The 24507-nt window shown below is 63.2% G+C and carries 19 protein-coding genes; 7 read left to right on the top strand and 12 right to left on the bottom strand.

Annotated features, from left to right (window positions below):
* The 5 genes from E8A46_RS07075 to E8A46_RS07055 form a co-directional block, all read left to right on the top strand.
* The coding region (locus tag E8A46_RS07075; RefSeq protein ID WP_291559079.1) for an FAD-binding protein at positions 1-352 on the top strand (352 nt) is incomplete at its 5' end.
* A 28-nt stretch (positions 353-380) separates the two neighbouring features.
* Complete coding sequence (locus tag E8A46_RS07070; RefSeq protein WP_291559078.1) at positions 381-1412, top strand: esterase; 1032 nt, start codon at positions 381-383, stop codon at positions 1410-1412.
* A 74-nt stretch (positions 1413-1486) separates the two neighbouring features.
* Positions 1487-2593 (top strand): tricarballylate utilization 4Fe-4S protein TcuB, encoded by a 1107-nt coding sequence (gene tcuB / locus E8A46_RS07065; protein WP_291559077.1) that lies wholly within the window; start codon positions 1487-1489, stop codon positions 2591-2593.
* A gap of 87 nt (positions 2594-2680) precedes the next feature.
* Positions 2681-3652, top strand: a complete 972-nt coding sequence (locus E8A46_RS07060; protein WP_291559076.1) for an MBL fold metallo-hydrolase — start codon at positions 2681-2683, stop codon at positions 3650-3652.
* A 6-nt stretch (positions 3653-3658) separates the two neighbouring features.
* Positions 3659-4141 carry a CinA family protein gene (locus E8A46_RS07055; protein WP_291559075.1) on the top strand — a complete coding sequence of 161 codons (483 nt, stop codon included), beginning with the start codon at positions 3659-3661 and terminating at the stop codon, positions 4139-4141.
* Between the two features lie 146 nt (positions 4142-4287).
* Here the strand turns inward: E8A46_RS07055 and E8A46_RS07050 are convergent, their stop codons facing one another.
* Positions 4288-5598 (bottom strand): HlyD family type I secretion periplasmic adaptor subunit, encoded by a 1311-nt coding sequence (locus E8A46_RS07050; RefSeq protein ID WP_291559074.1) that lies wholly within the window; start codon positions 5596-5598, stop codon positions 4288-4290.
* Entirely contained in the window at positions 5595-7343 is a 1749-nt protein-coding gene (locus E8A46_RS07045) for a type I secretion system permease/ATPase (RefSeq protein WP_291559073.1), read from the bottom strand. Before E8A46_RS07045 ends, E8A46_RS07050 begins: the two co-directional genes overlap by 4 nt.
* A 331-nt stretch (positions 7344-7674) precedes the next feature.
* Between E8A46_RS07045 and E8A46_RS07040 the strand changes: the two genes are divergently transcribed.
* On the top strand, positions 7675-8091 hold the full coding sequence (locus E8A46_RS07040) for a DUF1236 domain-containing protein (protein ID WP_291559072.1): 417 nt from the start codon (positions 7675-7677) through the stop codon (positions 8089-8091).
* 113 nt (positions 8092-8204) lie between these two features.
* On the opposite strand, the gene E8A46_RS07035 is transcribed toward E8A46_RS07040, so the two are convergent.
* The 8 genes from E8A46_RS07035 to E8A46_RS07000 all read right to left on the bottom strand — a co-directional run bounded on the left by E8A46_RS07035 (position 8205) and on the right by E8A46_RS07000 (position 15981).
* On the bottom strand, positions 8205-8477 hold the full coding sequence (locus E8A46_RS07035) for a GlsB/YeaQ/YmgE family stress response membrane protein (RefSeq protein WP_291559071.1): 273 nt from the start codon (positions 8475-8477) through the stop codon (positions 8205-8207).
* 150 nt (positions 8478-8627) lie between these two features.
* Complete coding sequence (locus tag E8A46_RS07030; RefSeq protein ID WP_291559070.1) at positions 8628-9611, bottom strand: ABC transporter ATP-binding protein; 984 nt, start codon at positions 9609-9611, stop codon at positions 8628-8630.
* On the bottom strand, positions 9608-11020 hold the full coding sequence (locus E8A46_RS07025; protein WP_291559069.1) for an amidase: 1413 nt from the start codon (positions 11018-11020) through the stop codon (positions 9608-9610). Before E8A46_RS07025 ends, E8A46_RS07030 begins: the two co-directional genes overlap by 4 nt.
* Complete coding sequence (locus E8A46_RS07020; protein ID WP_291559068.1) at positions 11017-11214, bottom strand: hypothetical protein; 198 nt, start codon at positions 11212-11214, stop codon at positions 11017-11019. The genes E8A46_RS07025 and E8A46_RS07020 overlap by 4 nt, the downstream gene beginning before the upstream one ends.
* Positions 11211-12278: an ABC transporter ATP-binding protein gene (locus E8A46_RS07015; protein WP_291559067.1), complete on the bottom strand. Its 1068-nt coding sequence runs from the start codon at positions 12276-12278 to the stop codon at positions 11211-11213. The genes E8A46_RS07020 and E8A46_RS07015 overlap by 4 nt, the downstream gene beginning before the upstream one ends.
* 4 nt (positions 12279-12282) lie before the next feature.
* Positions 12283-13170, bottom strand: coding sequence for an ABC transporter permease (locus tag E8A46_RS07010; RefSeq protein WP_291559066.1), 888 nt, complete (start codon positions 13168-13170; stop codon positions 12283-12285).
* 18 nt (positions 13171-13188) lie between these two features.
* Positions 13189-14142, bottom strand: a complete 954-nt coding sequence (locus E8A46_RS07005; RefSeq protein ID WP_291559065.1) for an ABC transporter permease — start codon at positions 14140-14142, stop codon at positions 13189-13191.
* Between the two features lie 177 nt (positions 14143-14319).
* Positions 14320-15981: an ABC transporter substrate-binding protein gene (locus E8A46_RS07000; RefSeq protein WP_291559064.1), complete on the bottom strand. Its 1662-nt coding sequence runs from the start codon at positions 15979-15981 to the stop codon at positions 14320-14322.
* Between the two features lie 213 nt (positions 15982-16194).
* On the opposite strand from E8A46_RS07000, the gene E8A46_RS06995 reads away from it, so the two are divergent.
* On the top strand, positions 16195-17802 hold the full coding sequence (locus tag E8A46_RS06995; protein ID WP_291559063.1) for an ABC transporter substrate-binding protein: 1608 nt from the start codon (positions 16195-16197) through the stop codon (positions 17800-17802).
* Positions 17803-18001: 199 nt separating this feature from the next.
* Here E8A46_RS06995 and E8A46_RS06990 read toward each other — a convergent pair whose 3' ends face one another.
* On the bottom strand, positions 18002-20230 hold the full coding sequence (locus E8A46_RS06990; protein WP_291559062.1) for a CHASE2 domain-containing protein: 2229 nt from the start codon (positions 20228-20230) through the stop codon (positions 18002-18004).
* Positions 20231-20332: 102 nt separating this feature from the next.
* On the bottom strand, positions 20333-24507 hold a 4175-nt coding region (locus tag E8A46_RS06985; protein WP_291559061.1), incomplete at its 5' end, for a hypothetical protein.

The raw sequence follows: 24507 nt of genomic DNA, 5'->3' as shown, positions 1-24507 counted from the left end.
CTTCAACGCCGCGGTGCGGCCGGGCACCTTCGATCACACCATCCTCGACGATTGCCGCACCGAAGGACTGACGCCGCCGAAAACCCATTGGGCGCGGAAGATCGAGACGGCACCTTATTTGGCTTATCCGGTACGGCCCGGCATCACCTTCACCTATCTCGGCACCCGCGTGAACAAGCAGACGCGCATGCTGATGAAGAACGGCAAGCCCGCCGCCAACATGTTCGCGGCCGGCGAGATCATGGCCGGCAATGTGCTCGGCAAGGGCTATGCCGCCGGCATCGGAATGACCATCGGCAGCGTGTTCGGGCGGATCGCCGGCCGGGAGGCGGCGAAGAATGCGCGGAATTAACCCGCGCCTGCAACGACGGGGAGGAGCCATGTCACGCCTTACGATTGCCGCGGCTGCGGCCGCTCTGATGGCTGCGACATCGGCGCAAGCCGCCGAACCGATCGCCCTGCGCGACATGGGCTCGTTCCATGTCGGCGGACGCCTGGTCGAAATCAGCGGCAAGCCGGTCAGAGAAGTCGTGTTCACGCCGGGCGGCGTGCCGGCCAAGGTCGATCCCAACGGCACCTACCAAGTCGAGCAGATGTATGTGCAATATTTCCTGCCGGCCAGCGAACACGGCGCCTATCCGCTGCTGATGTGGCATGGCGGCGGACTGACCGGCGTCACCTGGGAAACCACACCTGACGGCCGCGAAGACTGGCTCAACTATTTCCTGCGCAAGGGCTGGAGCGTCTACAGCTCCGACGCCGTCGAGCGCGGCCGCGCCGGCTGGGCGCAATATCCCGACATCTTCAAGAGCGCGCCGGTGTTCCTGACCACCGCCAATCCGTTTCTGCGCTTTCGCATCGGCGACGGCCCGAACTCCTACGATCCCGACCCTGCCAAGCGAAAGCTGATGCCGGGCAACCAGTTTCCCAACGAAGGCTACGAGAATTTCGTCAAGCAGAACGTGCCGCGCTGGACCACCAATGATGATGCGACGGTCGCGGCCTATATCGCCGAAATCGATCGCGTCGGCCCCTGCATCATCCTGTTTCACAGCCAGGCCGGCAGTTTTGGCTTCAAGGTCGCGCAGGCGCGGCCCGACAAGGTCAAGGCGCTGATCGCGGTCGAGCCGGCCGGCGTCGGCGATCCCACCCGCGTGGATGCGCTGAAGAACATTCCGACGTTGATCATCTACGGCGATTACATCGAGCGCGATTCGCGCTGGCCCAAGATGCGCGCCACCGGCGTCGCGTTTGCGGAAAGCATCAAGGCCGCCGGCGGCAGCGTCGATGTCGTCGACCTGCCGCAGGCCGGCATCAAGGGCAATTCGCACATGATCATGATGGACAAGAACAGCGCCGAGGTCGCCGCCCTGATCCAGAAATGGCTGGAAGGCAAAGGCCTGACGAAGTAGCCATAACGTTTTCGGGCGAAGTGGATCCCGGTTCGCGTCAGGAAACGCACCAAGCAAAGAGAAAACAGCGCAGCATGCACGGAACCAGGATCTTGGAGGAAGCCGACCGCCTGATGACGGTCTGCAATTCCTGCCGCTACTGCGAGGGGCTGTGCGCGGTATTTCCGGCGATGGAAATGCGTCGCTCGTTTTCCGACGGCGACCTCAATTATCTTGCCAATCTGTGCCACGCCTGCGGGGCTTGTTACACCGACTGTCAGTTCTCGCCGCCGCATGAATTCAACGTCAATGTGCCGAAGACGCTGGCCGTTGCCCGCGCCGAATCCTGGGCCGTCTATGCCTGGCCGCGCGCCTTCTCAGGTCTGTTCGCGCGCAACGGTATTGCCATCAGCATCATCGCTGCCTTGAGCGTCGCCGCGTTCATTTTCGGCTTTGCAGCTATGACCGACCGCCAGGTGCTGGTCGGCGTCCACACCGGTCCGGGCGCGTTCTATGCGCTGATGCCGCACAACGCGCTTGTCGCGCTGTTCGGCGCGGCCTTTCTCTATGCGATCGTAGCACTGACGATGGGCGTGCGCGCCTTCTGGCGCGATATCGGCGAGCCGATCGGCATGCGGATCGAGCCAGGTTCGCTCTGGCAGGCGATGAAAGACGCCGGGCAATTGCGCTATCTCGACGGCGGCGGCGTCGGCTGCTTCAACGAGGATGAGCGCCCCACCGATCACCGCAAGATCTATCATCACCTGACATTCTACGGCTTCCTGCTGTGCTTCGCGGCCACTTCGGTGGCGACGCTGTATCATTATTTTCTTGGGCGCGAAGCGCCTTACCCATGGTGGGACCTACCGGTGATCCTCGGCACGCTCGGCGGCATCGGGCTCCTGATCGGGCCCGCGGGGTTGCTGGCTGAGAAATTCAAGCGCGATCCGGTGCTGGTCGACGAAAGGCGCACCGGCATGGATGTCGCGTTCATCGTCATGCTGTTTCTGACCAGTCTTACCGGCATCGCGCTGCTACTGTGGCGCGACACCGCGGCGATGGGGCCCTTGCTGGCGCTGCATCTCGGCGTGGTGTTCGCGCTGTTCATCACGATGCCTTATGGCAAGTTCGTGCACGGCCTCTACCGCTATGTCGCACTGGTGCGCTACGCGAGGGAGCGGCGGATGATGGGGCACACCTGATTTAAGCCAACGCCGTCATTCCCGGATGCGGCAAACGCAGCAATCGTATGCTAGAAAGGCTTCGACCGCAGCGCCAGGGAGAGTTTCATGCTTCGGACCGGAATAGCTGTTGCCGCAACCACCTTGCTCTTGGCCGGCACGGCGCTCGCGCAGCAACCTGCAGCGGCGACGCCGCCAGCGCCTCCCGATTTCTCCAAGGTAGAGATCAGGACCACCGACCTCGGCGACAACATGTATATGCTGGAGGGTCAGGGCGGAAACATCACGGTGGCGGTCGCAAAGGACGGGATCATCATGGTCGACGGCCAGTACGCAGCCCTGCATGACAAGATCAAGGCCGCCATTGCCACGGTCTCGAACCAGCCGATCAAATATCTGATCAACACGCATTTTCACGGCGACCATGTCGGCGGCAACGAGCCCTTCGGCAGGGACGGCGCCACGACCGTCTCCGAGGTCAACGTCAAGAACAGGCTCGCGGCCGGGACCACCAACGGCCTCACCGGCGTCAAGACGCCCCCTGCGGCGCCGGCCGCGCTGCCGTCGAAGACCTATAGCGGGGCTCTTCATATCAGGCTCCGGGGCCGCGTCGCCGACCTCAAGCATATCGAGCATGCCCATACCGACGGCGACACCTATGTCTGGTTCAAGACCGCCAACGTGCTGTCGACCGGCGATACCTTCACCAACGGCCGCTATCCCAACATCGATTTCGCCAATGGCGGCAACATCAAGGGGATGATCGCGGCGGCCGACGCCTATCTCAAGCTGACCAATGCCAAGACCCGAATCGTTCCGGGTCATGGCCCGCTCGCCGACAAAGCCGTGCTGACGGAATACCGCGCGATGCTGGTCACCGCGCGCGACCGCATGGCGAAGCTGGTCAAGGACGGCAAGAGCGAGGACGACGTGGTGGCGGCAAAACCGTTCGCCGATCTCGACGCGAAGTGGGCGCCGACCGAGCTCGCCAGCAAGAACTTCATCCGCGTGGTCTACCACTCGCTTGCCGACAAGCAGGACCAGAAGCCGCTGCTGAAACGAATCCTGCGCAGGAGTTGAGAGCCAATGAAGGATCTCGTGGCGATCGCCGAGAAAGTCGCCGTCAAATTGGTCGCGCGCAAACAGACCATCGCGGTCGCCGAATCCTCGACCGGCGGCCTCATCTCCGCTAGCCTGCTCGCGGTGCCCGGCGCGTCCGCTTATTTCCTGGGCTCCGCGGTGGTCTACACGCGCGATGCGCGGCGGCTCCTCGCGGACATTCCGGATGAGGCGAAGCAGGGAATCCGGTCGGCGTCGGAGCCCTACGCCAAATTGCTCGCGAACCAGATCCGCCACCGCTTCTCGACCGATTGGGGCCTGTCGGAGACCGGCGCGACGGGGCCGACCGGCAACCGCTACGGCGACGCCGCCGGCCACAGCTGCATGGCGGTGGCGGGCGAAGTGGCATCCGCGATGACGCTTGAGACCGGCAGCGCTGACCGGCTCGGCAACATGCACGTGTTCGCGGCGACGGCGCTCAATCTGCTGCTGCAGAATTTATCGCGGTAACAACTCGTTATTGCGAGGAGCAAAGCGACGAAGCAATCCAGAAGCGGTGATATCCGTTCGATGGATTGCTTCGCTACGCTCGCAATGACGAATTCAATCCTCAGATCTGATGACGATAAACTCCGGCGCCAGGATAACGACGCCCATCACTTCTCCCTGAAAGCGCGCATCAGCTGATCGCTCAGCGGCTTGATCAGGTAGGACAGCAGGGTGCGTTCGCCGGTCTGCACAAAGGCCTCCACCGGCATGCCCGGGATCAATTTGACGTCGCCGAGACGGGCGACCTCTTGCGGGGGCATCGAGACACGGATCGTGTAATAGGATTGCCCGGTGCGCTGATCGGTGGTGACGTCGGGCGAAACGCGGGTGACGACCCCGTTCAATTCCGGCGTGGTGCGCTGGTTGAACGCCGACAGCCGCAGCAAGGTCTTCTGGCCGATCTGCAGCTTGTCGATATCCTGCGGATTGACCTTGGCTTCGACCTGAAGATCGTCACTCTGCGGAACGATCATCATGATGGCGTCGCCGGCCGTGATCACTCCGCCCACGGTGTGCACCGTGGATTGCAACACCATGCCGTTCTGCGGGGCGCGGATGTCGGTCCGCCGCAACTGGTCTTCCGCCGTGACCTTGCGCTCGACGAATTCGCCGATCTTGTCGTTGGTCTCGCGCAGATCCTTGGAAACGTCGCTGACCAGATCCTTGTCGACCTGGATGATCTGCAGTTCGGTTTCGGTGATCTTGCCCTTGGCCTGCGCCTTCGACGCGATGTATTGCGCCCGCTCGCCGGCCAGCCGCGCAGCATCGCGTTCGAGCGTGGTGAGCCGCGTCATTTGCACCAGATGCTTGTCGTAGAGATCGCGAACCCCGACCAGCTCCTTCTCCACCAGCGCGTTTTCCTGGTCTTTTGCTTTCTCCTGCGCGGTGAGGCCGGCGATCTCCTCGTTGAGCTGGGTGACGCGTTCGCGCAATTGTGCCTTTTGCCCGATCCGGCCGTTGACGCGCACGTCGAACAACTTGGTCTCGCTCGCCATGACGTTCCTGACGTCAGGGTCATTGGCGCGGTCGAGCAGCATCTTGGGAAACTGAATCTTGTCGAGGCCGCGCTGTTCGGCCTCCAGCCTTGCGGCCCGCGCCCACAGGCCATCGAGGTTCTTGGTGACGATCGCGAGACTCGCCTTGGTGACGGTGTCGTCGAGCCGCACCACCACGTCGCCGGCCTTGACGAGATCACCGTCTCGGGCGAGCACTTCGCCGACGACGCCGCCGGTCGGATGCTGCACCTTCTTGACATTGGATTCGACCACGACCGATCCCGGCGCAATCAGCGCGCCGGAGATTTGCGCCGTCGATGCCCAGCCGCCAAGCCCGCCGGCAAGCACGACGACCACGGCCAGCCCGATGATCAAATGCAGCCGGATCGACTGGCGCGCGCCCTGCATCTCGCTGCCCATCATGATTTGGCAACTCCGCCTTCGGAGACGATCTTGATTGGAGAAGGCGGCGCGACCCGCTGCTGCAACACCTGCCCCAGCACGGTTTCCTTCGGCCCGAAGGCCTGCATGCGGCCGTCCTTCAGGACCAGAAGCTGATCGACCGCCTCGATCCCGATCGGCCGGTGCGCCACCACCACCACGATGGCGCCGCGCTCGCGCGCCGCGCGGACGGCCCGCGTCAACGCCTCGTCGCCTTCGGTATCGAGATTGGAATTCGGCTCGTCGAGAACGATCAGGAAGGGGTCGCCATAGAGCGCCCTCGCCAGTGCCACGCGCTGCGCCTGACCGGCGGAAAGCGAGGTGCCCTGCTCGCCGATCTGGGTGTCGTAGCCGTCGCGCATCTTGATGATCATTTCATGGACGCCGGCTTCCTTGGCGGCCGCGATAATGCTCTGTGAAGTGGCTTCGGGATCAAAACGGCAGATATTCTGCGCGACCGAGCCCGCGAACAATTCGACGTCCTGCGGCAGATAGCCGATGTGGCGGCCGAGCACATCCGACGACCACTGATCGAGTGCTGCGCCATCGAGCCGCACTTTTCCGCGCGCCGGCAGCCAGACCCCGACCAGCGCGCGCACCAGCGAGGACTTGCCGGATCCGCTCGGCCCGATGACGCCGAGGCCGCTTCCGGCGGAAAGCGTGAACGTGACGTCCTGGACGATGACCCTCTGATCACCGGGCGGGACGATGCTGACCGCCTCGACCGAGAGGCGGCTCGATGGGTTTTGCAGCAAGGTCGGCACGGCGCGGGCGGGCAAGGATTCGAGCAGCCGGTTGAGGCGGTGCCAGCTCTGGCGCGCGGCAACAAAACCCTTCCAGTGCGCGATCGCCAGATCGACCGGCGCCAGCGCCCGCGCGCTCAGGATCGATCCCGCGATGATGATGCCGGCGGTCGCCTCCTGATGGATCACCAGATAGGCGCCGACGGCGAGCACCGCCGATTGCAGCATCATCCGCATCACCTTGGCGGCGGCGCCGAGACCTCCGGCGACGTCGCTGGCGCGCTGGTTGCCCTCGAGATAATGCTGGTTGGCCTGGCTCCAGCGCTTGTTGAGGCGCCCGGCCATTCCCATCGCGACCAGCACTTCCGCGTTTCGCCGGCTGGTGGCGGCCAGATCGTTGCGACGCGCCGCCAGACCCATGGCCTCACGCGCTGGCGTGCGCGACAGGAACTCGGTCAGGACGGTGAGGGTCACCAGGATCATCGCGCCTACCAGCGCCGTCACGCCGATCAGGACATGGAAGGCGAAACAGATCGCCAGATAGAACGGCAGCCACGGCAGATCGAAGAATGCGCCCGGCCCCATGCTGCCGAGGAATGAGCGAACATTGTCCAGATCGCGCAGTGGCTGGAGGCCCTCATTGCGTCCGCCCACGATCAGCGGCAGCCGCACCACGGTATCGAATACGCGGGCATTAAGGGCCTCATCCAGCGAGGTTCCGATCCGGCCGAGGATTCGTCCCCGGATCAGGTCGAGAATGCCCTGGGCGATGTACAATCCGCAGGCGAGAATGATCAGGCCGACAAGGGTCGGGACGCTCCGGCTCGGAAGCACCCGGTCGTAGACCTCGAGCATGAACAGCGACCCGGTCAGATAGAGCAGGTTGATCATGCAACTCATGACGCCGACGCCGATGAACGCATTGCGGCAGGCGCGCAACGCATCGCCGAGTTCGGAACGCCGGACACCGGGCGCGGTTGCCATCTATCCTGATCTCTTCACGAGGGGTCGCAGCCCCGATTCAAAAAATCGGTGTGCCACAATATTATTACCGATTCCTGCTGCCAGCGTCCATTGAAGTCATTAACCTAAACGCCACGGGGCCCCGCGACATCGCTTCCGGGGGACATTCCGGGCAAAACGCCCTCCGGTTGCCCCGCCGGGGCCGATCAAGCAACGCGGCAGGCCGCCGTGGCTCGGTCACGAGCGGCCTTCCGTCGGGGCCGTATGCCGGGGACCCCGGCCATCGGCAGACGGAACTTAAACGGCCGCCAATACTTGTATGGCCACCTTCCCCAATAGCTCAGGAGATATCATGATCCGCCGCTTTCTCGGAATTGCTGTTCTTGCCACGGCGATGGCCCTGCCCGTCGTGACCCACGCTCAGGGGGTCCCCGGCGGAGTTGAGCGCGGCTCGAGGGACGGTGAGCGGGCAGCCGGTCCAATCGGTGCCGTGGTCGGCGGGGTCATTGGCGGTGTGGTCGGCGGTGTAGGCGGGGTTCTCGGTGTCGACGAGCGTCCGCGCTTTCGCAGTTATGTGGTCGAACAGCGTCGCCCTTCCTATCAATATCGTGAGGATGTCCGAATCGGCGCAGTGCTGCCGGAAGAAGGCGTTTCCTATTACGATGTGCCGCCGGAATACGGCGTTCGGGATTATCGTTACACGGTCGTGAACGGCCGTACGGTCCTGGTTGATCCGCGCACCCATCGGATTGTCGAAGTTATCGAGTAAAGCGACCACAGCGTCGGTCGGATAGAAGGGGGCCGTCCGTCGGGACGGCCCCCTTTGCTTCCAGCACCGGATCTCAAAAAATATCGCGCCGAACCGAATGTTCTACCGCAACGTCAGAATCGGCCGCCGCCTCGAACCAGCCGCACGATCACCAGCAGCAGGATGGCACCGATCGCCGAGTAGATGATCTCGCGCACAAGGTGACCGACAGGGATGGCAATGCCAAGCTTCGGAAACAGATAACTGGCGATCAGTGCGCCGACAATACCGATACAAATATCGCCAATGATACCAAAGCCGGCGCCGCGCACGATCTTTCCGGCCAGCCAGCCGGCAACAAGACCGACGAATAAAATAACGAGAATGCCCTCATCGGACAATTGCATGGAAATTCCCCCCTTGTTCACGCGCGCCCCACAGCGCCGCTGTCGAACCTAACCATAATTGCGTGACATGACGACTCCGAATTGCCGGGATTGCTCGCGCATCCGCACCGCTGCTTTGCAGCATCCGGCTTGAAAGCCTCAGGGTCCGGCTTAGCTGGCGGCGACGACTTCGCCGCGTTCCGCCAGGATGCACCGCGCCATTCGGTCCGGCCCGATTGGCACATTGGGCGGTAGCTGTTCGAGGCAGCGGGCTTCGGCGAAACCGCAGCGGGGCGCGAAAGAACAACTGGTCGGCGCCTTGTCGAGCGAGGGCGGCGTCCCCGGTATGGTCTCCAGCCGCTGGCCGCGCTTGGCGCCATGAACGGTAGAGGCCAATAATCCCCGCGCATAAGGATGCACCGGCGAGCGCACGATCTGGCGCAGCGTGCCCTGCTCGACGATCTGGCCGGCATACATCACGGCGACGCGGTCGCAGATTTCGATGGCGACGCCGATATCGTGGGTCACGAAGATGACCGACATGCCGAACTCGCGCTGCAGTTCGCGCAACAACAGCAGGATCTGGATCTGCACGGTGGCATCGAGCGCCGTGGTCGGTTCGTCCGCGAGCAGTATCTTCGGCTTGCACGCCAGCGCCAGCGCGATCATCGCCCGTTGCCGCATGCCGCCCGACATCTCGTGCGGATAGGCGTCCAGCCTGCGTTTGGCGGAGGGAATGCGCACCACTTCCAGCATTTCCAGCGCGCGCGCCAGCGCCTCGCTCTGGCTCTTGCCTTCGTGGCGCATCACGGTTTCCGCGATCTGCGCCCCGATGGTGTAGACCGGATCGAGCGCGAGTGCCGGCTCCTGGAAGATCATCGAAACGGTCTGGCCGCGGAACGCCGACAGTTCCTCGTCGTCGAGCGCCAGCACGTCGCGCCCGAGCACCCGGACGGTCCCTGCGATTTGCGTCCGCTTCTTCGGCAACAGCCGCATCAGCGCGCGCAAGGTGACGCTCTTGCCCGAGCCGGACTCACCGAGCAGGCCCAGCACTTCGCCCTCGCCAAGGAAAAAACTGAGATCGTTCACGGCATGAACGGTACGCTCGCCGGAAAAGCGAATGTTGAGGCCATTGACTTCGACGAGATGGGTCATGTGAACGCCGGCGCCCTGTCGTGGAAATCGGTGGCGCGCTGGAAAGCCGCGCCGATGCGCAGCAACGTCGCTTCATCGAACGAGCGGCCGACCAGTTGCATGCCGACGGGAAGACCGCCGCGGGTGAAACCGGCCGGGATCGCCAGGGACGGCAGGCCGAGATAATTGATCGGCCGGGTAAACCGCGTCAGCCGCTGGATCACGGCTTCCGCGTCCGGACCATTGCCGACATCGCTCTCGGCGATCGTGGGCGCGGCGATCGGCGACACCGGCGCGATCATGGCGTCGACGTCGGCGACCGCCGCGAGGTGCGCAGCCAGCGCCGGCCCACGCCAGCGCATCGCTTCGAGATAGAGCACGCCGGGTATAGCAAGCCCGTTCTGCAGCCGCATCAGCACCTGCGGGCCATAATCCTGCGGGCGCTCGATCATCCAGCGCTTGTGGAAGGCGGCGGCTTCCACGGCGAGAACCAGCTGGGACGCCGCGGTGAGCTGGCGCTGGTCCGGCAGTTCGACCTGAACGACGTTGGCGCCCTCGCGCTTCAGCATCGCAATCGTCGCATCCAGAACGCCGGCGACTTCGGCATCGAGGTCGTCGACATAGAACGCGGTGGGCACGCCGACGGTGAGGCCCTTGATCGATCCCGTCGTCGCGGCGATGTAATCCGGCAGCGGTCCCGCGACCGCGGTCGGATCTTCGGGATCCGCGCCCGCCATCAGGCCGAGCAGGAGCGCGCAATCCTGCGCGCTGCGCGCCAGAGGTCCGACGGTGTCGAGCGATTGCGACAGCGGCATCGCGCCGGCGCGGCTTACCCGGCCGACGGTCGTCTTCAGCCCGGTGACGCCGCAGAAATGGGCCGGCATCCGGATCGAGCCGCCGGTGTCCGAGCCCAGTGCCGCAAACGTCAGTCTCGCGGCGACCGCAGCCCCCGATCCCGACGACGAACCGCCGGTGATGCGATCGAGCGCGAAGGGATTATGCACCGGACCATAATGGGAATTGTGACCGGTTGGCCCATAGGCGAACTCGGCCATCTGCAGCGAGCCGAGGCGAATCGTGCCGGCGTCTTTCAGGCGCTGCAACGCGGTCGAAGTGGTCGTGGCGACAAAATCGCGGCGAATCCGGGAGCCGCAGGTGACGACCTTGCCGGCCTCGTAATACATGTCCTTGTGCGCCAGCGGCACGCCATGCAGCGCGCCGTGGCGGGCGCCTTTCGCCAGCACAGTGTCGGCGGCATCGGCGGCCTTCAGCGCGGCCTCCGCCTCGATCGCCATGAAGGCATTGAGACGGGGCTGCCATCGCGCGATCCGGTCGAGACAGGATTGCGTCACCTCGCGCGAGGAGACGGTTTTGTCGGCGATCGCGTGCGCGACCGACGTCAGTGACATCAATGCCGGCTCGGTGCTCATCTGGCTGCCCTGGCGGTCTGCACGCTGACGAAGGTGGCAGGCTCGAGGTCGAACGGCAGCGTGCCGGCGACCGCGGCAAAGCCGTCGAACGCAGGTCCAATCGAATTGGCAATGCGTGCGGCGATTTCGGCATCGATCGGCACGCCGGCAATTTCGGCGATCGCCTTGATCTCTTTGGCGGTGGGTCTTGTCATGCGGAGTTTTCTCCTTTTGCTGCCGCGAGGCTGTGACCTGAACCCGGTATTGCCATGTGGCAGGCCGCCTGGTGGCCCATTCTATCGAGCGCGGTGAGTTTAGGTGTGGCCTTGGCGCAGAGCGGCTCTGCGAACGGGCAGCGGGTATGAAAGCGGCACCCGGACGGCGGGTCGATCGGATTGGGCGGATCGCCCGATATCGGCGGCGTCTCGGTCCTTTGATCGGGATCGGACGACGGCATCGCCGCCAGCAGCGCCCGCGTATAGGGATGCGCCGGGGCATCCCACACCCGGTCTACCGGCCCGAGCTCGACCACTTCGCCGAGATACATCACCAAGACGCGGTCGGAAATGTAGCGCACGACGTTGAGATCGTGGCTGATGAAGAGATAGGTCAATCCGAACTCGCGCTTGAGATCGGCCAACAGGTTGAGCACCTGCGCCTCGACCGACTTGTCCAGCGCCGAGACCGCCTCGTCGAGAATCACCAGGCGCGGCGACAGCGCCAGCGCGCGCGCAATATTGACGCGCTGGCGCTGCCCGCCGGAAATCTCGTGCGGATAGCGATTGGCGAAGTTTTCCGGCCGCAAGCCCACCTTGCCGAGCAGTTCGCGCGCCAGCGCACGTGCGCCTGCGTCCGCCATGCCGTGGACCTTGGGACCGAAGGCGATCGATTCCTCGATCGTCAGTCGCGGATTGAGCGAGGCATAGCTGTCCTGGAACACCATCTGCATGCAGCGGCGAAGCTCGCGCAGCGACAGCGCGTGTCCGACCTGCATGCCGTCGTAGATGATTTCGCCGGCGTCGCGCTTCATCAGATGCATCAGCAGCCGCGCGGTGGTCGACTTGCCGCAGCCGGATTCGCCGACGATTCCAACCGTTTCGCCCTTGGCGATCGAGAACGAGACATCGTCGACCGCACGCACCGTCTTGCGCGCGCTGAACAGATCGCCGCGCACCGGGAAGTGTTTGGTCAATCCGGTGACCTGGAGCAGCGGCTGCGCGGCGCCACCGCGATCCTCGACCGGTTCAAGCAGTTCGACCGACGGGGTGATCTGGTTCATCGCATCAGTTCCGGATGTCCATGGCGCTGCGCATGCCGTCGCTGAGCAAATTGAAGCAGATCGATACCGCGAAAATCATGGCGCCGGGCAATGCGGCCACCCATGGATTGATGTAGATCGCGGTCCGCAGCGTATTGAGCATCAGGCCCCATTCCGGCTCCGGCGGTTTTGTCCCCAGGCCCAGGAACGACAATCCGGCGGCCAGGATCATCGACACCGAGATCAGGCCGGTGGCGTAGACGAAAATCGGCCCCAACACGTTGCCGAGCATGTGCACGCGCATGATGGTGAAGGGACCGGCGCCGGAGGCCCGCGCCGCCTCGACGAAATCCATGTTTCGCACGCCGGTCGTGACGCTCTCGGCCACACGGGTGATCTGCGGGACGAAGACGATGGTCAGCGAAACGATGGAGTTGACGATACCCGCGCCCAGCGCCCCGGAAATCGCGATCGCCAGCAGCACCGAGGGAAAGGCGTAGAATACATCGACCGTGCGCATGATCGCGGTGTTGATCTTGCCTCCGACATAACCGGCGACGAGACCGAGCGATGTCCCGATCCCAAAGGCAAGGATGACCGGAAGGATACCGACGACCAGCGACAGCCGTCCGCCATAGATCAGCCGCGCCAGCATGTCGCGGCCGAGTTCGTCGGTACCGAGCGGATAGCCGGCGGTGCCGATATGGCGCAGCCTGCGAATCATCGAGCCCTGATAGGGATCGGCAAGCCCGAGCCATGGCGCGCAGAGCGCCGACAGAAAAATCGCGACCAGAATAAAGGCGCAGACCATGCTGACCTTGTCGCGCACGATCCGCCGTCCGACCGTCGCCCAGTAGCCGCGCGCCTTGCTCGCGGGCGCCGCCTGGAGGGCCGCATCTGCTATCGCGCTCATCGGCAGATCCCCATCGGTTCAGCTCCGCTTGATCCGCGGGTCGATCGAGGCCTGCGCGATATCGACCATCAGATTCAGAAACACGAAGAAAAGTGCCAGCACCAGGATCGTGCCCTGCAATAGCGGCAGGTCACGCTGGAAAATCGCCGAATTGAGCAGCAGCCCCGATCCCGGCCACGAAAACACGGTCTCGATCAGGATAGAGCCGCCGAGCATGTATCCCAACTGGAGTCCCATCACGGCCATCGCCGTCGGTGCGGCGTTCTTGATGACGTGGCGGAAAACATCGGTTTCGCGCAACCCCTTGGCGCGCAGGGCCTCGACGAAATCCTGACTGAGGATATCGCCGGTCAGCGCCCGCACGGTGCGGGTGACGATGCCCATGGGAATCACCGATGTGGTGATCGCCGGCAGGATCAAATAGCGGATGTGTTCCCAGTCCCATCCCCAGGCGCCGGAGCCACCCGGACCGGCGCCGACGGCGGGTAACCAACCAAGCTGCACCGAGAAGATGATCACCAGAACCATCCCGAGCCAGTAATGCGGCACCGAGACGCCGGCGATCGCGATCGAGGTCGCAACCTTGTCGATCCAGGTGTCGCGGAAATAGCCGGCGATCAGGCCGAAGAACAATCCAAGAGTAAACCCGATCAACGCTGCCGCGATCGCCAATGTCACGGTGTTGCCGACCGCGCGCATGACTTCCGTCAATACCGGTCGCCCGGTCGCGATCGAATGACCGAGATCACCGTTGACCGCCTTCCACAGCCAAAGCCCGAACTGCACCGGCAGCGGACGATCGAAGCCGTAGGCGACGCGCATTTGATTGGCGAGTTCCTGCGACGCGTCGGCCGGCAGGATCGCGACCAGCGGATCGCCCGGCGTGATGTGCACCAGGAGAAAGCACACCAGCGCCACGCTGAGGACGATGGGGATCACATAGACGATGCGCCTGATAATGTAGATGAGCACGTATGACCTTCAGTTATCGGCCGCGATGGGGCGGGCGTAGCAGTGCAGCATGCCTCCTTCCCTCCCCCCTTGCGGGGGAGGGTCAGGGAGGGGGGTGGCGTCATCGGGACCGCCCGGGTGGACCCCCACCCCCGACCCCTCCCCGCAAGGGGGAGGGAAGATCACACGACGAAATCCTCACGGCGTCATCGAGATCGGCGAGAAGTCCACAAACCAGCTCTTCGGCTGCACGAACCCCTTGACCTTCGGGCTCATGGCGCGGGGCGCCACGTCATGGGCGACATAGAGAAAAGCCGCGTCGTCGACGGAGGCCGCATGCAGTTCGGCCAGCGCCTGGTCGCGCGCGGCCGGATCGAAGGTCTGGCGCGCCTTCGTCACCAGTTCGTCGAACTTCGGATTGTTGATAAAGCCCCAATTGTTCGACACCGGCGGCGCCATCGACGATTGCAGGAAGCGCACCATGGCAAAGAACGGATCCATCGCCGCATAGGTCACATTGGTGGCATTGGCGCCGTTGGCGGAAGCATCCTTGGCGCCGCGCCGCCAGTTCGTGAACAGCGTGTTCCATTCGATGACGTCAAGCTGCACGTCGAAATAACATTCGGCCAGCGCCTGCTGCAGATACTCGTTCATCGGCAGTGGCAGCATCTGGCCCGATCCCGACGCCGACGTCTGGATCTTGACCGTCAATTTCTTGTTGGGACCAAACCCCGCCTCCTGCATCAGCTTCTGCGCAGCCGGCTTGTCATATTTGATCTGGAAGGTCGGCTTTCCCCGCCAGGGATGACCCGGCTCGAAGGTGCCGGTTGCCGGCACCATCAGGCCGGCGAGCAGACCGTCCCTCAGGCTTTCGCGATCGATGCAGAGATTGGCGGCCTTGCGAACGCGGATGTCGTTCCAGGGCGAGCCTTCGATGCGCGAGAACTGCCACGGCCAGACATGCGGCTCCTCGTTGGAATAGATCACAAAGCCGCGTTGCTTGATTTCAGCGACCGCATCCGGCGCCGGCGCTTCGATCCAGTCGACTTGGCCGGAGAGCAATGCCGCGGTGCGCGCATTCGCCTCGGGCATCGGCAACAGCAACATCTTGTCGACCTTGGGAACCCGCGCCTTGTCCCAATAGTTTTCGTTCTTCACAAGCTCGAGCCGTTCGCGCGGCGTGAAGCTCGACATTTTCCACGGGCCGGTACCCGAGGCGTCCTTGGCGAACGCGGCCCAGGCGGCTTGCGATTTCGCCTTGGCATCCGCGCCATTGGCCGCGTCGAACAGCTTCTGCCATTTCGCCGGGCTCGCCATGAACAGATTGGTGAGGTTGATGGGCAGGAAGCTGTCCGGCTCCTTGGTGGTCAATTCCACCGTCATGTCGTCGATCTTGCGGGCCGAGGCCAGCGTCGGCATCCGCGACGCGGTGACGCCGACCTGGCTCGGATCGAACTGGGGCGCATCCTGCTTGAGCACCTTTTCGACATTCCAGACCACGGCATCGGCATTGAACGGCGACCCATCATGGAATTTGACGCCCGGGCGAAGCTTGAACGTCCACTTCTTCTTGTCGGCGTCGTCGACCGCCCATTCGGTCGCGAGCCCAGGGATCATCACGCTGGCCTTCTCGGCGGACGACAGGTCCCACATCGTCAGCGCGTCATAGATGGTGAGGCCGGTGAAGCGGTTGCCCTCGAAGCCCTGATCGGGCTGGCCCAGCGTGCGCGGAATGTCGGCCGCGGTCATCCCGATGCGCAGCGTCGTCTCGGCGGCGGCGATCCGCGGCAGGGCTATCGTCGCGGCAAACGCCAGCAACAAGGCCGCAGACCGGCCGCTTCCAGATTTCTTGCTCCACATTGCAACCAATCCCCTCTGGCCTTCTCGATGGCTATTTCTTATGCAATCTTATGCAACGGCTGTGCCAATGGTGGCAATCCTTCGCCTGATTGTGATTGGCGCACAACTCTTTGTGGGCGCCTATCAATAAGAGAGGCAGATGCCTAATCTGGCATCAACCTTGCTGGTTGCTTGCAAGTTGCATCGCGGCATTTCTCCAATGGAGCCAAGTTCATGCGCGCCCGTAATTCGATCGTTCTTGCGGCCTTGGCTCTCGCCCTCGGCATCAGCCTGCCAGCCATTTCAGCGCGAGCCGAGACGGTGGTGCGATACGGTATTTCGATGGCGGATATTCCGCTGACGACGGGCCAGCCGGATCGCGGCGCGGGCGCCTATCAGTTTACGGCCTACACAATTTACGATCCCCTGGTCGCCTGGGAAATGGACGTGTCGGACCGGCCGGGCAAGCTGGTGCCCGGCCTCGCCACCGAGTGGAAAGTCGACGACAAGGACAAGACCAAATGGCGGTTCACGCTCCGCCAGGGCGTCAAATTCCATGACGGCAGCGACTTCAATGCCGATGCGGTGATCTGGAACCTGGACAAGGTTCTCAATGACAAGGCCCCGCAGTTCGACAAGCGCCAAAGCGCGCAGGTGAAAACCCGCCTGCCCTCGGTTGCGAGCTACGCCAAGATCGACAACTCGACGATAGAGATCACCACCAAGACCGTCGACTCGTTCTTCCCGTATCAGATGCTCTGGTTCCTGATCTCGAGCCCCGCGCAGTACGAAAAGCTCGGCAAGGACTGGGACAAATTCGCAAGCCAGCCGTCGGGCACCGGACCGTTCAAATTGACAAAACTGGTGCCGCGCGAACTGGCTGAACTGTCGAAGAATCCGGATTACTGGGACAAGAAGCGGATCGCGCAAGTCGACAAGCTGGTGCTGGTTCCGATGCCGGAAGCGCTGACCCGGACCAACGCGCTGCTGGCCGGACAAGTCGATCTGATCGAGACGCCGGCGCCCGACGCGGTGCCGCAGCTGAAATCGGCGGGCATGCGGATCGTCGACAATATCACTCCGCATGTATGGAATTATCATCTCAGCGTACTGCCCGGTTCGCCCTGGACCGACATCCGCCTGCGCAAGGCGCTCAATCTTGCGATCGACCGCGACGGCGTGGTCGGGCTGATGAACGGTCTTGCCAAGCCCGCCAAGGGCCAGGTCGATCCCTCGAGCCCATGGTTCGGCAAGCCGACCTTCGATATCAAATACGATCCTGCAACCGCGAAAAAACTCGTCGAGGAGGCCGGCTACTCGAAGGAAAAGCCGCTGAAGGCCACGTTCATCATCGCGCAAGGCGGCACCGGCCAAATGCTGTCGCTGCCGATGAACGAATTCCTGCAGCAAAGCTTCAAGGAAATCGGCATCGACATCGACTTCAAGGTGGTCGAACTCGAGACGCTCTACACGCACTGGCGCAAGGGTGCGGCGGATGAAATGAATGCCGGCATCACCGCCAATAATATCGCTTACGTGACCTCGGACCCGCTCTATGCGATCGTGCGCTTCTTCGCCTCCGATCAGGTGGCGCCGGTCGGGGTGAACTGGGGCGGCTACAAGAACCCGAAGGTCGATGCCTTGATCAGCGAAGCCAAGCAAACCTTCGACATCAAGAAGCAGGACGACTTGATCGCGCAGGCGCATGCGCTGATCGTCGATGACGCCGTGCTGGTATGGGTGGTGCACGACACCAACCCGCACGCGCTCTCGCCCAGGATCAAGAAATTCGTGCAGGCGCAGCACTGGTTCCAGGACCTGACCACAATCGGCGTGGAATGAGGACGCTAGTGTTTCGGGACGCGGTCCATCCGCTCCCACAAGCCGTCATACTCCGCCACCGGGTCTCGCCTCCGGCGAGCCCGATGACAGGCTCCAGCGGAGTTATCCAGTACGCAGCGGCGTTTCGGCCAAGTCACTACGGCTCTGGAATACTGAATCACCCGCATTCGCGGGTGATGACGATTTCGGGCGAAGCGCCCTATTTCGTCAGCAGCGCAAAGGCACCGTTCCAGTCTTCCGGCGGCGGGTTCTTCCGGTAGCCCAGAATCCGCGCTTCATATAAATCATAAAGCAGCTCCAGGGTATTGGCGTCGTCGGTCAGGCGGCCGCGTTCGATCGCCGCAAGCGCGCCCTCCCAGTCGCGGCCGCGATAGCAGGCGAGCATCTCGATGGTGAGGTTGCGCAGGCGCTGAAAGCGGCCGGACTGGGCGGTGTCCTCGCGACCGGCAATGGCGTAGATGACCTCCGGCTCCTTCTTGCCCTTGACCATGATGAAATCGAGCTCGAGAATCGCGAACTTTTCCTTGACCGCGAGCGCGGTCTTGGAGCCGACGATGATCGGGAAGCCGTATTCCTTGGATTGTCCCTCCAGCCGCGACGCCAGGTTGACGCTGTCACCAAGCACCGAATAGTCGAAGCGCAGATTGGAGCCCATGTTGCCGACCACGCAGGTCCCGGTGTTCAGGCCGACCCCGACATTGATCGGGATAAAACTGTGACCGCCGTTCTGCGACTCGATCTCGCGCTCCTTGTTGAGGACGTCGATCCGCTCCAGCATGTCCAGCGCGGCTTCGCAGGCGTTGATCTGATGCTCCTTGTCGTCGAGCGGCGCGTTCCAGAACGCCATGATGGCATCGCCCATATATTTGTCGATGGTGCCCTTTCGGGCCAGGATCGCGTTGGTCAGCGGCGTCAGGAACCGGTTCATCAGCGCGGTCAATCCTTGCGGATCGCTCTTGTAGGACTCCGAGATGGTGGTAAAGCCCCGGACGTCGGAGAACATGATGGTCATCTCGCGCTCTTCGCCGCCGAGCTTGAGCTTTTCCGGCGACTGCGCCAGTTGCTCGACCAGGGCAGGCGACAAATACTGGCCGAACGCGGAGCGGATCTGCCGCCGCTGCGCCTGTTCCCTGACGAAGCTGGTGAAAATCAGGGTGAGATAGATCACCGTGGTCGACAGCAGCGGATAGGTGAAATCGATCAGCAGCCGGTGCTGGGTGTAGGAATACCAGGACGCTCCGATCAGCAGGGTTGCAAACAGCGCACCGACGGCGACAAGGGTGACCGGCCCGAACAGCGGCGCGAACGCGATCACCAGGATTCCAAGAATTATCGCAGCAGCGAATTCGAGCAGAGGGCCGTAAGCCGGTTGCGACAGCAGCGACTTGGTCAGTGCGGCTTCGAGCACCTGGGCATGGATTTCGACGCCCGGCATCGCCGCGGACACCGGCGTGGTCTTGATGTCATTAAGCCCCACCGCGGACGTGCCGATCAGGACCAGCTTGCGTGCAATCTTTTCAGGCGCGACGCGTCCCTCCAGAACGTCAACCGCCGGGACGTAGAGCGAGGGATCGTAACGCGCGAAATGCACCCAAAGCTGGCCGTTACGGTCGGTTGGGACCTCGAACCCCTTGACCGCTACGCTCTTGATTCCCGCGGCATCCGACTTGATGAAGATGGTATCGGTGCCCGTCGCCAATCGCAGCATTTCGAAGCTCAATGACGGCATCGTCGCACCCTGCGCCAGCATGATCATCGGCACCCGCCGCACAATGCCGTCACGTTCGGGATTGATGGTCAGCAGGCCGCGCCCGCCGGCCGCCTGCTCCAGAACCTGCGTGTTGCGCAGCAGGCCTGGAAAGTCGAACATGAAGCGCTGGGGGTCTCCGCCCAACATCGCCAACCCCGTCACTGGTAGCGTCTTATCGAATTCAGCTATCTCCTCGGAGAGTCCGGATTCGCCCAGCACCACGCGCGAATGCCGCATCGCGTCGGCAAGGACCTGATCATTGCTCGGCAGCGCCCGCAACTTGGTCTTGGTGTCTTCATCCAGATTGCGAAACGTGTCGGCCGCGGTATCCGGATTGAGCCGGTCGGGTTCCGAGAAGATGACGTCGAAGGCGATCACGACGGCGCCGAGCTTGGCCAGATTGGCGACGAGATCGGCGATCCGCGTCCGCGGCCAAGGCCATTGGCCGAGTTTCGCCAAGCTCTTTTCGTCGATGTCGATGATGGTGACAGGCCGAGCGGTCTTCACGCGGGGATCGAAGCGCTGGAAAGTATCGAAGGTCCTGACACGAAGCTCCTCGATCGGCGCAAAATCGGCGACACGCAACGCGGCAACGCCGATCAGCAGCGCAAGGCACAACAGCCTCGCATAGCCGAACTTCCGCCCAAACCAGCGTCGTAACATCCTGAGCCGCTTCATGCTGTTCCGATATCACGACGCGCGGGATTGATCACGTCTCTTGTTGTTTCGAAGACGCGGACGGGCCGGATGGCGCGCGGCCGTCCGGGTCCGGATCGTGCCCTAGACGACGTGGAAGTCGGAGACTTGCAGTTGCGCCTTCAGAACACCGCTCAGGGTGATGGTGTCGTGGGCATCGAGCGCGACCACCGTGTTGCCGTGGCCGTCATCCTGTGCGGCGTTCAAGGCCGCCTGGGCGTTCGCGAAAATCGTGCCGCTGAACTGCAGCGTATCGGTAGCCGGATGGAAATTCGTCACCGTATCCTGGCCGACTGCGGCGAAGTTGAAAACAAAGGTTTCGCTGGCGGCAAGGCCGCTCAACGTCTGGTTCGGCGCGCTCGCGACAATCGTGCTGCTCGCCGCCGGGCCGGGATCTTGCATGACCACGCCACCCAGGGCGTCGCTGGTGGAAGCCGGCGGATCGTGGATCAGAATTCCGCCGTTGCCATCGGTGACGGGCGCGCTCCAGTTGCCTGAATTGGCGCCCACGTTCAGCTGCACGCTGGTGTGGCCCGCCTCGCTGATGGTAACGATGCCGCTCGACGTTGTCCCGGAATAGCTTACCGTGGCGCTGGCATCGAAGCCCGCGACGTCCACTATGTCGGCGGCGGTCATGCTGCCGCCGCTGTCGGAAATGGTTCCGGTGAAATGGGTGGGATCCTTGAGGATCAGTTCGCCGGAGCCGGCAAAGGCCACGTTACGCGCGTCGGCATGATCGAACCGAAGGGTCGCTGCGGCGTCGATCTTGAACGACCCGCTACCGGAATTGACAGCGCTTGCAATTTCCAGCTTGCCGCCGGCGGCTTCGATGGTCCCGTTATCGGTGAACGTTCCGGTAATCGTCGCGGACGCGGCGGTATCTTTCAGCGCCCCACCGGAATCGACCAGGAGATTCCCTGCCTGGATGGTCAGATCGCCGCCAAGGGTGAGGGTATTGCTGCCGGTGATTTCGACCGTCGCCCCGGAGTCGTTCACGACCAGGGAATGTGCGGCGGCGGCCTGGCTGATCGCGACCGTGTAATTGCCGCTGGCGTCGACGAGGACGTAGTCGCTGGACACAGGAGCACCGGAAGGACTCCAGTGGCTCGCAGTTTGCCAATCATGGCTGCCGCCCGACCATACCTTCGTCGCGACGGTACCAAGGGAAGTGGTGACGCTCTCATGCTCATTCGAATCGGCATAGGTAGCAGTCACCTGCAGCAAGTCGCCAGCGTCGGCCGCAATGGGCGTAAAGCTGGAATTGGTGCCGACGGTGGTCCAGTGCAGGCCATTGTCACTGGAAACCTGCCAGGCATAACTGACACCAGACGATAGGTTGGTGCCGCCGTCGTTCACCCCGGTGACGTGGATCGTTGTCCCCTTCAGCGCGTGCGTACTATCGACCGTCATGGTCAGATCATTCGGCATGCCGAGGCTGTAGGTGCTGCTCTCGCTGCCCGATACGTCAGCATAGGTCACGACAAGCTGCATCAGCTTGCCTTCGTCGGATTCACCCGGCGTATAACTGGAATGGGTGCCAACGGTAACCCAGGTGAGACCATTATCGCTGGAGTCCTGCCAGGCATAGCTGAGACCCGTCGTGACGGTGGTGCCGCCGTCCTTGACCCCGAGGACATGCATCGTCACGCCCTGCTTCGCAGTCTGACTGTCGAGCGTCGCCACCAGGTCGTCGGCCAAGCTCTCCTGCACCACTCCCGCCGACACAAAACTCGTCTCCGGCTGGCCGCTGGCGTCCGTGAAAAACAAGGCAACCCGAAGCAACTGGCCCTCGTCGGCCTCGACCGGCGTGTAGCTTGATAGGCCGTTGGTGCCGTTGGCATTCACCCAGGTCTTGCCGCCGTCGTGCGACACCTGCCAGTCATAGCTGGCGCCGGAGACCGTCTGGCCGCCATCCGTGATCGACGCCGTCAACGCGACACCCTGGATCGCATTGCCGCTGGGATCGAGCCCGGCGACAGCGCCCGGGACTTCCATCAAATCCGTGCCGTGCTGCAAGGACCCGTCATCGCTGAGGGTCCAGTGCACACCAAGATAGTCGCCGGTGAGATGGATGTTGGAAACGTCAACCCCGTTTACGAAGACCGAAAGAGTACCACCAGAGGCATCCCCCGCGTAACTGACAGTCGGGTTCGACCCGTAAGCGATATCGACGAGATCGATAGTGTTGTCGTCGAGGCCGACAACCTTCCCGTTGAACGTCTCCGAATGGTCGAGCTTCAGGGTCCCTGTCGCTCCCGGTTCGAACGTGACGGTGGCCTGCGAATATGCGTTTGCCAAACCCGAGCCGAGTTCAAGCACCGCGCCGCCCTTGATCTCGAGGTTGCCCGAGATCGCGGCGTCGATGATCAGTTTGCCGCCGTTCGTCTCCAGCGTGCCGCCGGTATTGTCGAGGGTGCTGGTCGCGTCGATGATCAGTGTGCCGCCGGTGACATCGATCGTACCGGTATTGGTGATCGTCACACCTGTGATGAAGCTGTCGCCCGTCGAATCCAGTTCGCCGAAAATCTTGAGCGTGCCGCCGCTGATCGTGGACCCCTCCAGATCAAGCGTCGCGGTGTGGCCCGGATCGGCATCGACCTGGATGACGCCCTTCGTGGTGCCGTCAGTATTGGAGATGATTTCATCGCTCAGCACCAGGGTGGCGCCGCCCTTCACCTCCATCGTTCCGGTATTGGTGACCGGCGTGGGGTCGATCGTCAGCGTGCCGCTGACGACAATAATATTGGCGACGTTGACGATGGTGGCACCGGAGATGACGCTGATGCCGGTCGAATCCATCACGCCGATAACGTCGAGCGTGCCGCCATTGATGGTGCCGCCGTTGAACGCCAGCGTGTCGCCGCTGTCGATCTTGATGGTGCCACCGGTGACAAGGTCATTAAACACGGTCCCGTTCACCGTGACGTTGTCGAGCGCCAGCGTCACGCCGCTCTCGATCGTCACCGCGCCATTGTTGAGGATGGCATTGGTGGTGACCGGTGGCGCCCCCGCGGTGGTGCCGTTGATCGAGCTGTTGGCCGTGACGTCGATGCTGCCGTTGTCGGTGATCGTGCCGCCATTGATGGTGACGCCGTTCAGCTTCAGCGTGTCGGTGGCATCCACCGACAAGGTGGCGTCGCTGGCGGTATCGGTGAAGGTCGTCCCCGTCACCGTGTCGTTGTCGAGCGTCAGCGTCTGGTTCGCATCGACCGTCACCCCGCCATGGTTCAGGTTGGCGCTACTGATCGTGCTGGAGCCGCTGATCTCGATCGTGCCGGCGGTCGCGGGGGTGGTGCCGGTGCCGTCATTGACGGTACCGCCGTGGATGGTGACGCCCGACAGGGTCAGCGTGTCGGTGGCATCCACCGACAAGATCGCGCCGCTGGAGGTATCGGTGAAGGTGGCGCCGGTTACCGTGTCATTGTCGAGCGTCAGCGTCTGGTTGCCATCGACCGTCACCCTGCCATGGTTCAGGCTGGCGCCGCTGATGGTGCTCGAACCGCTGATCTCGATCGTGCCGCCGGTCGCGGGGGTGGTTCCGGTGCCGTCATTGATGGTGCCGCCGTCGATGGTGACACCCGACAGGGTCAGCGTGTCGGTGGCATCCACCGACAAGATCGCGCCGCTGGCGGTATCGGTGAAGGTCGTCCCCGTCACCGTGTCGTTGTCGAGCGTTAGCGTCTGGTTCGCATCGACCGTCACCCCGCCATGGTTCAGGTTGGCGCTACTGATCGTGCTGGAGCCGCTGATCTCGATCGTGCCGGCGGTCGCGAGGGTGTTGCCGGTGCCGTCATTGATGGTGCCGCCGTGGATGGTGACGCCCGACAGCGTCAGCGTGTCGGTGGCATCCACCGACAAGATCGCGCCGCTGGAGGTATCGGTGAAGGTCGTTCCCGTCACCGTGACGTTATCCAGCGTCAGCGTCACGCCGCTCTCGACCGTCACCGCGCCATTGTTCAGGAGCGCATTGGTGGTCACCGGCGGTGACCCGGCCGTGGTGCCGTTGATCGAGCTGTTGCCGGTAACGTCGATGGTGCCGTTGTCGGTGATGGTGCCGCCATTGATGGTGGCGCCGTTCAGCTTCAGCGTGTCGCCGCTGTCGACCTTGATGATGCCGCTGTCGGTGATGGCCCCGCCGGTGATGGTGGTGCCGTCCAGGGTCAGGGTCTGGCCGGAATCGACCGTCAGCTGGGCGTTGCCGAAGATGTCGTTGTCGATGCTGCCGGTGCCGGTGATCTCGATGGTGCCGGCATTGGTGA

This window comes from Bradyrhizobium sp., from assembly GCF_004799445.1.
In the GTDB taxonomy this organism is placed as follows: Bacteria; Pseudomonadota; Alphaproteobacteria; order Rhizobiales; family Xanthobacteraceae; genus Bradyrhizobium.
Note: the sequence above shows the minus strand (reverse complement) of the source record. Positions and strands in the feature narration are given on the sequence as shown.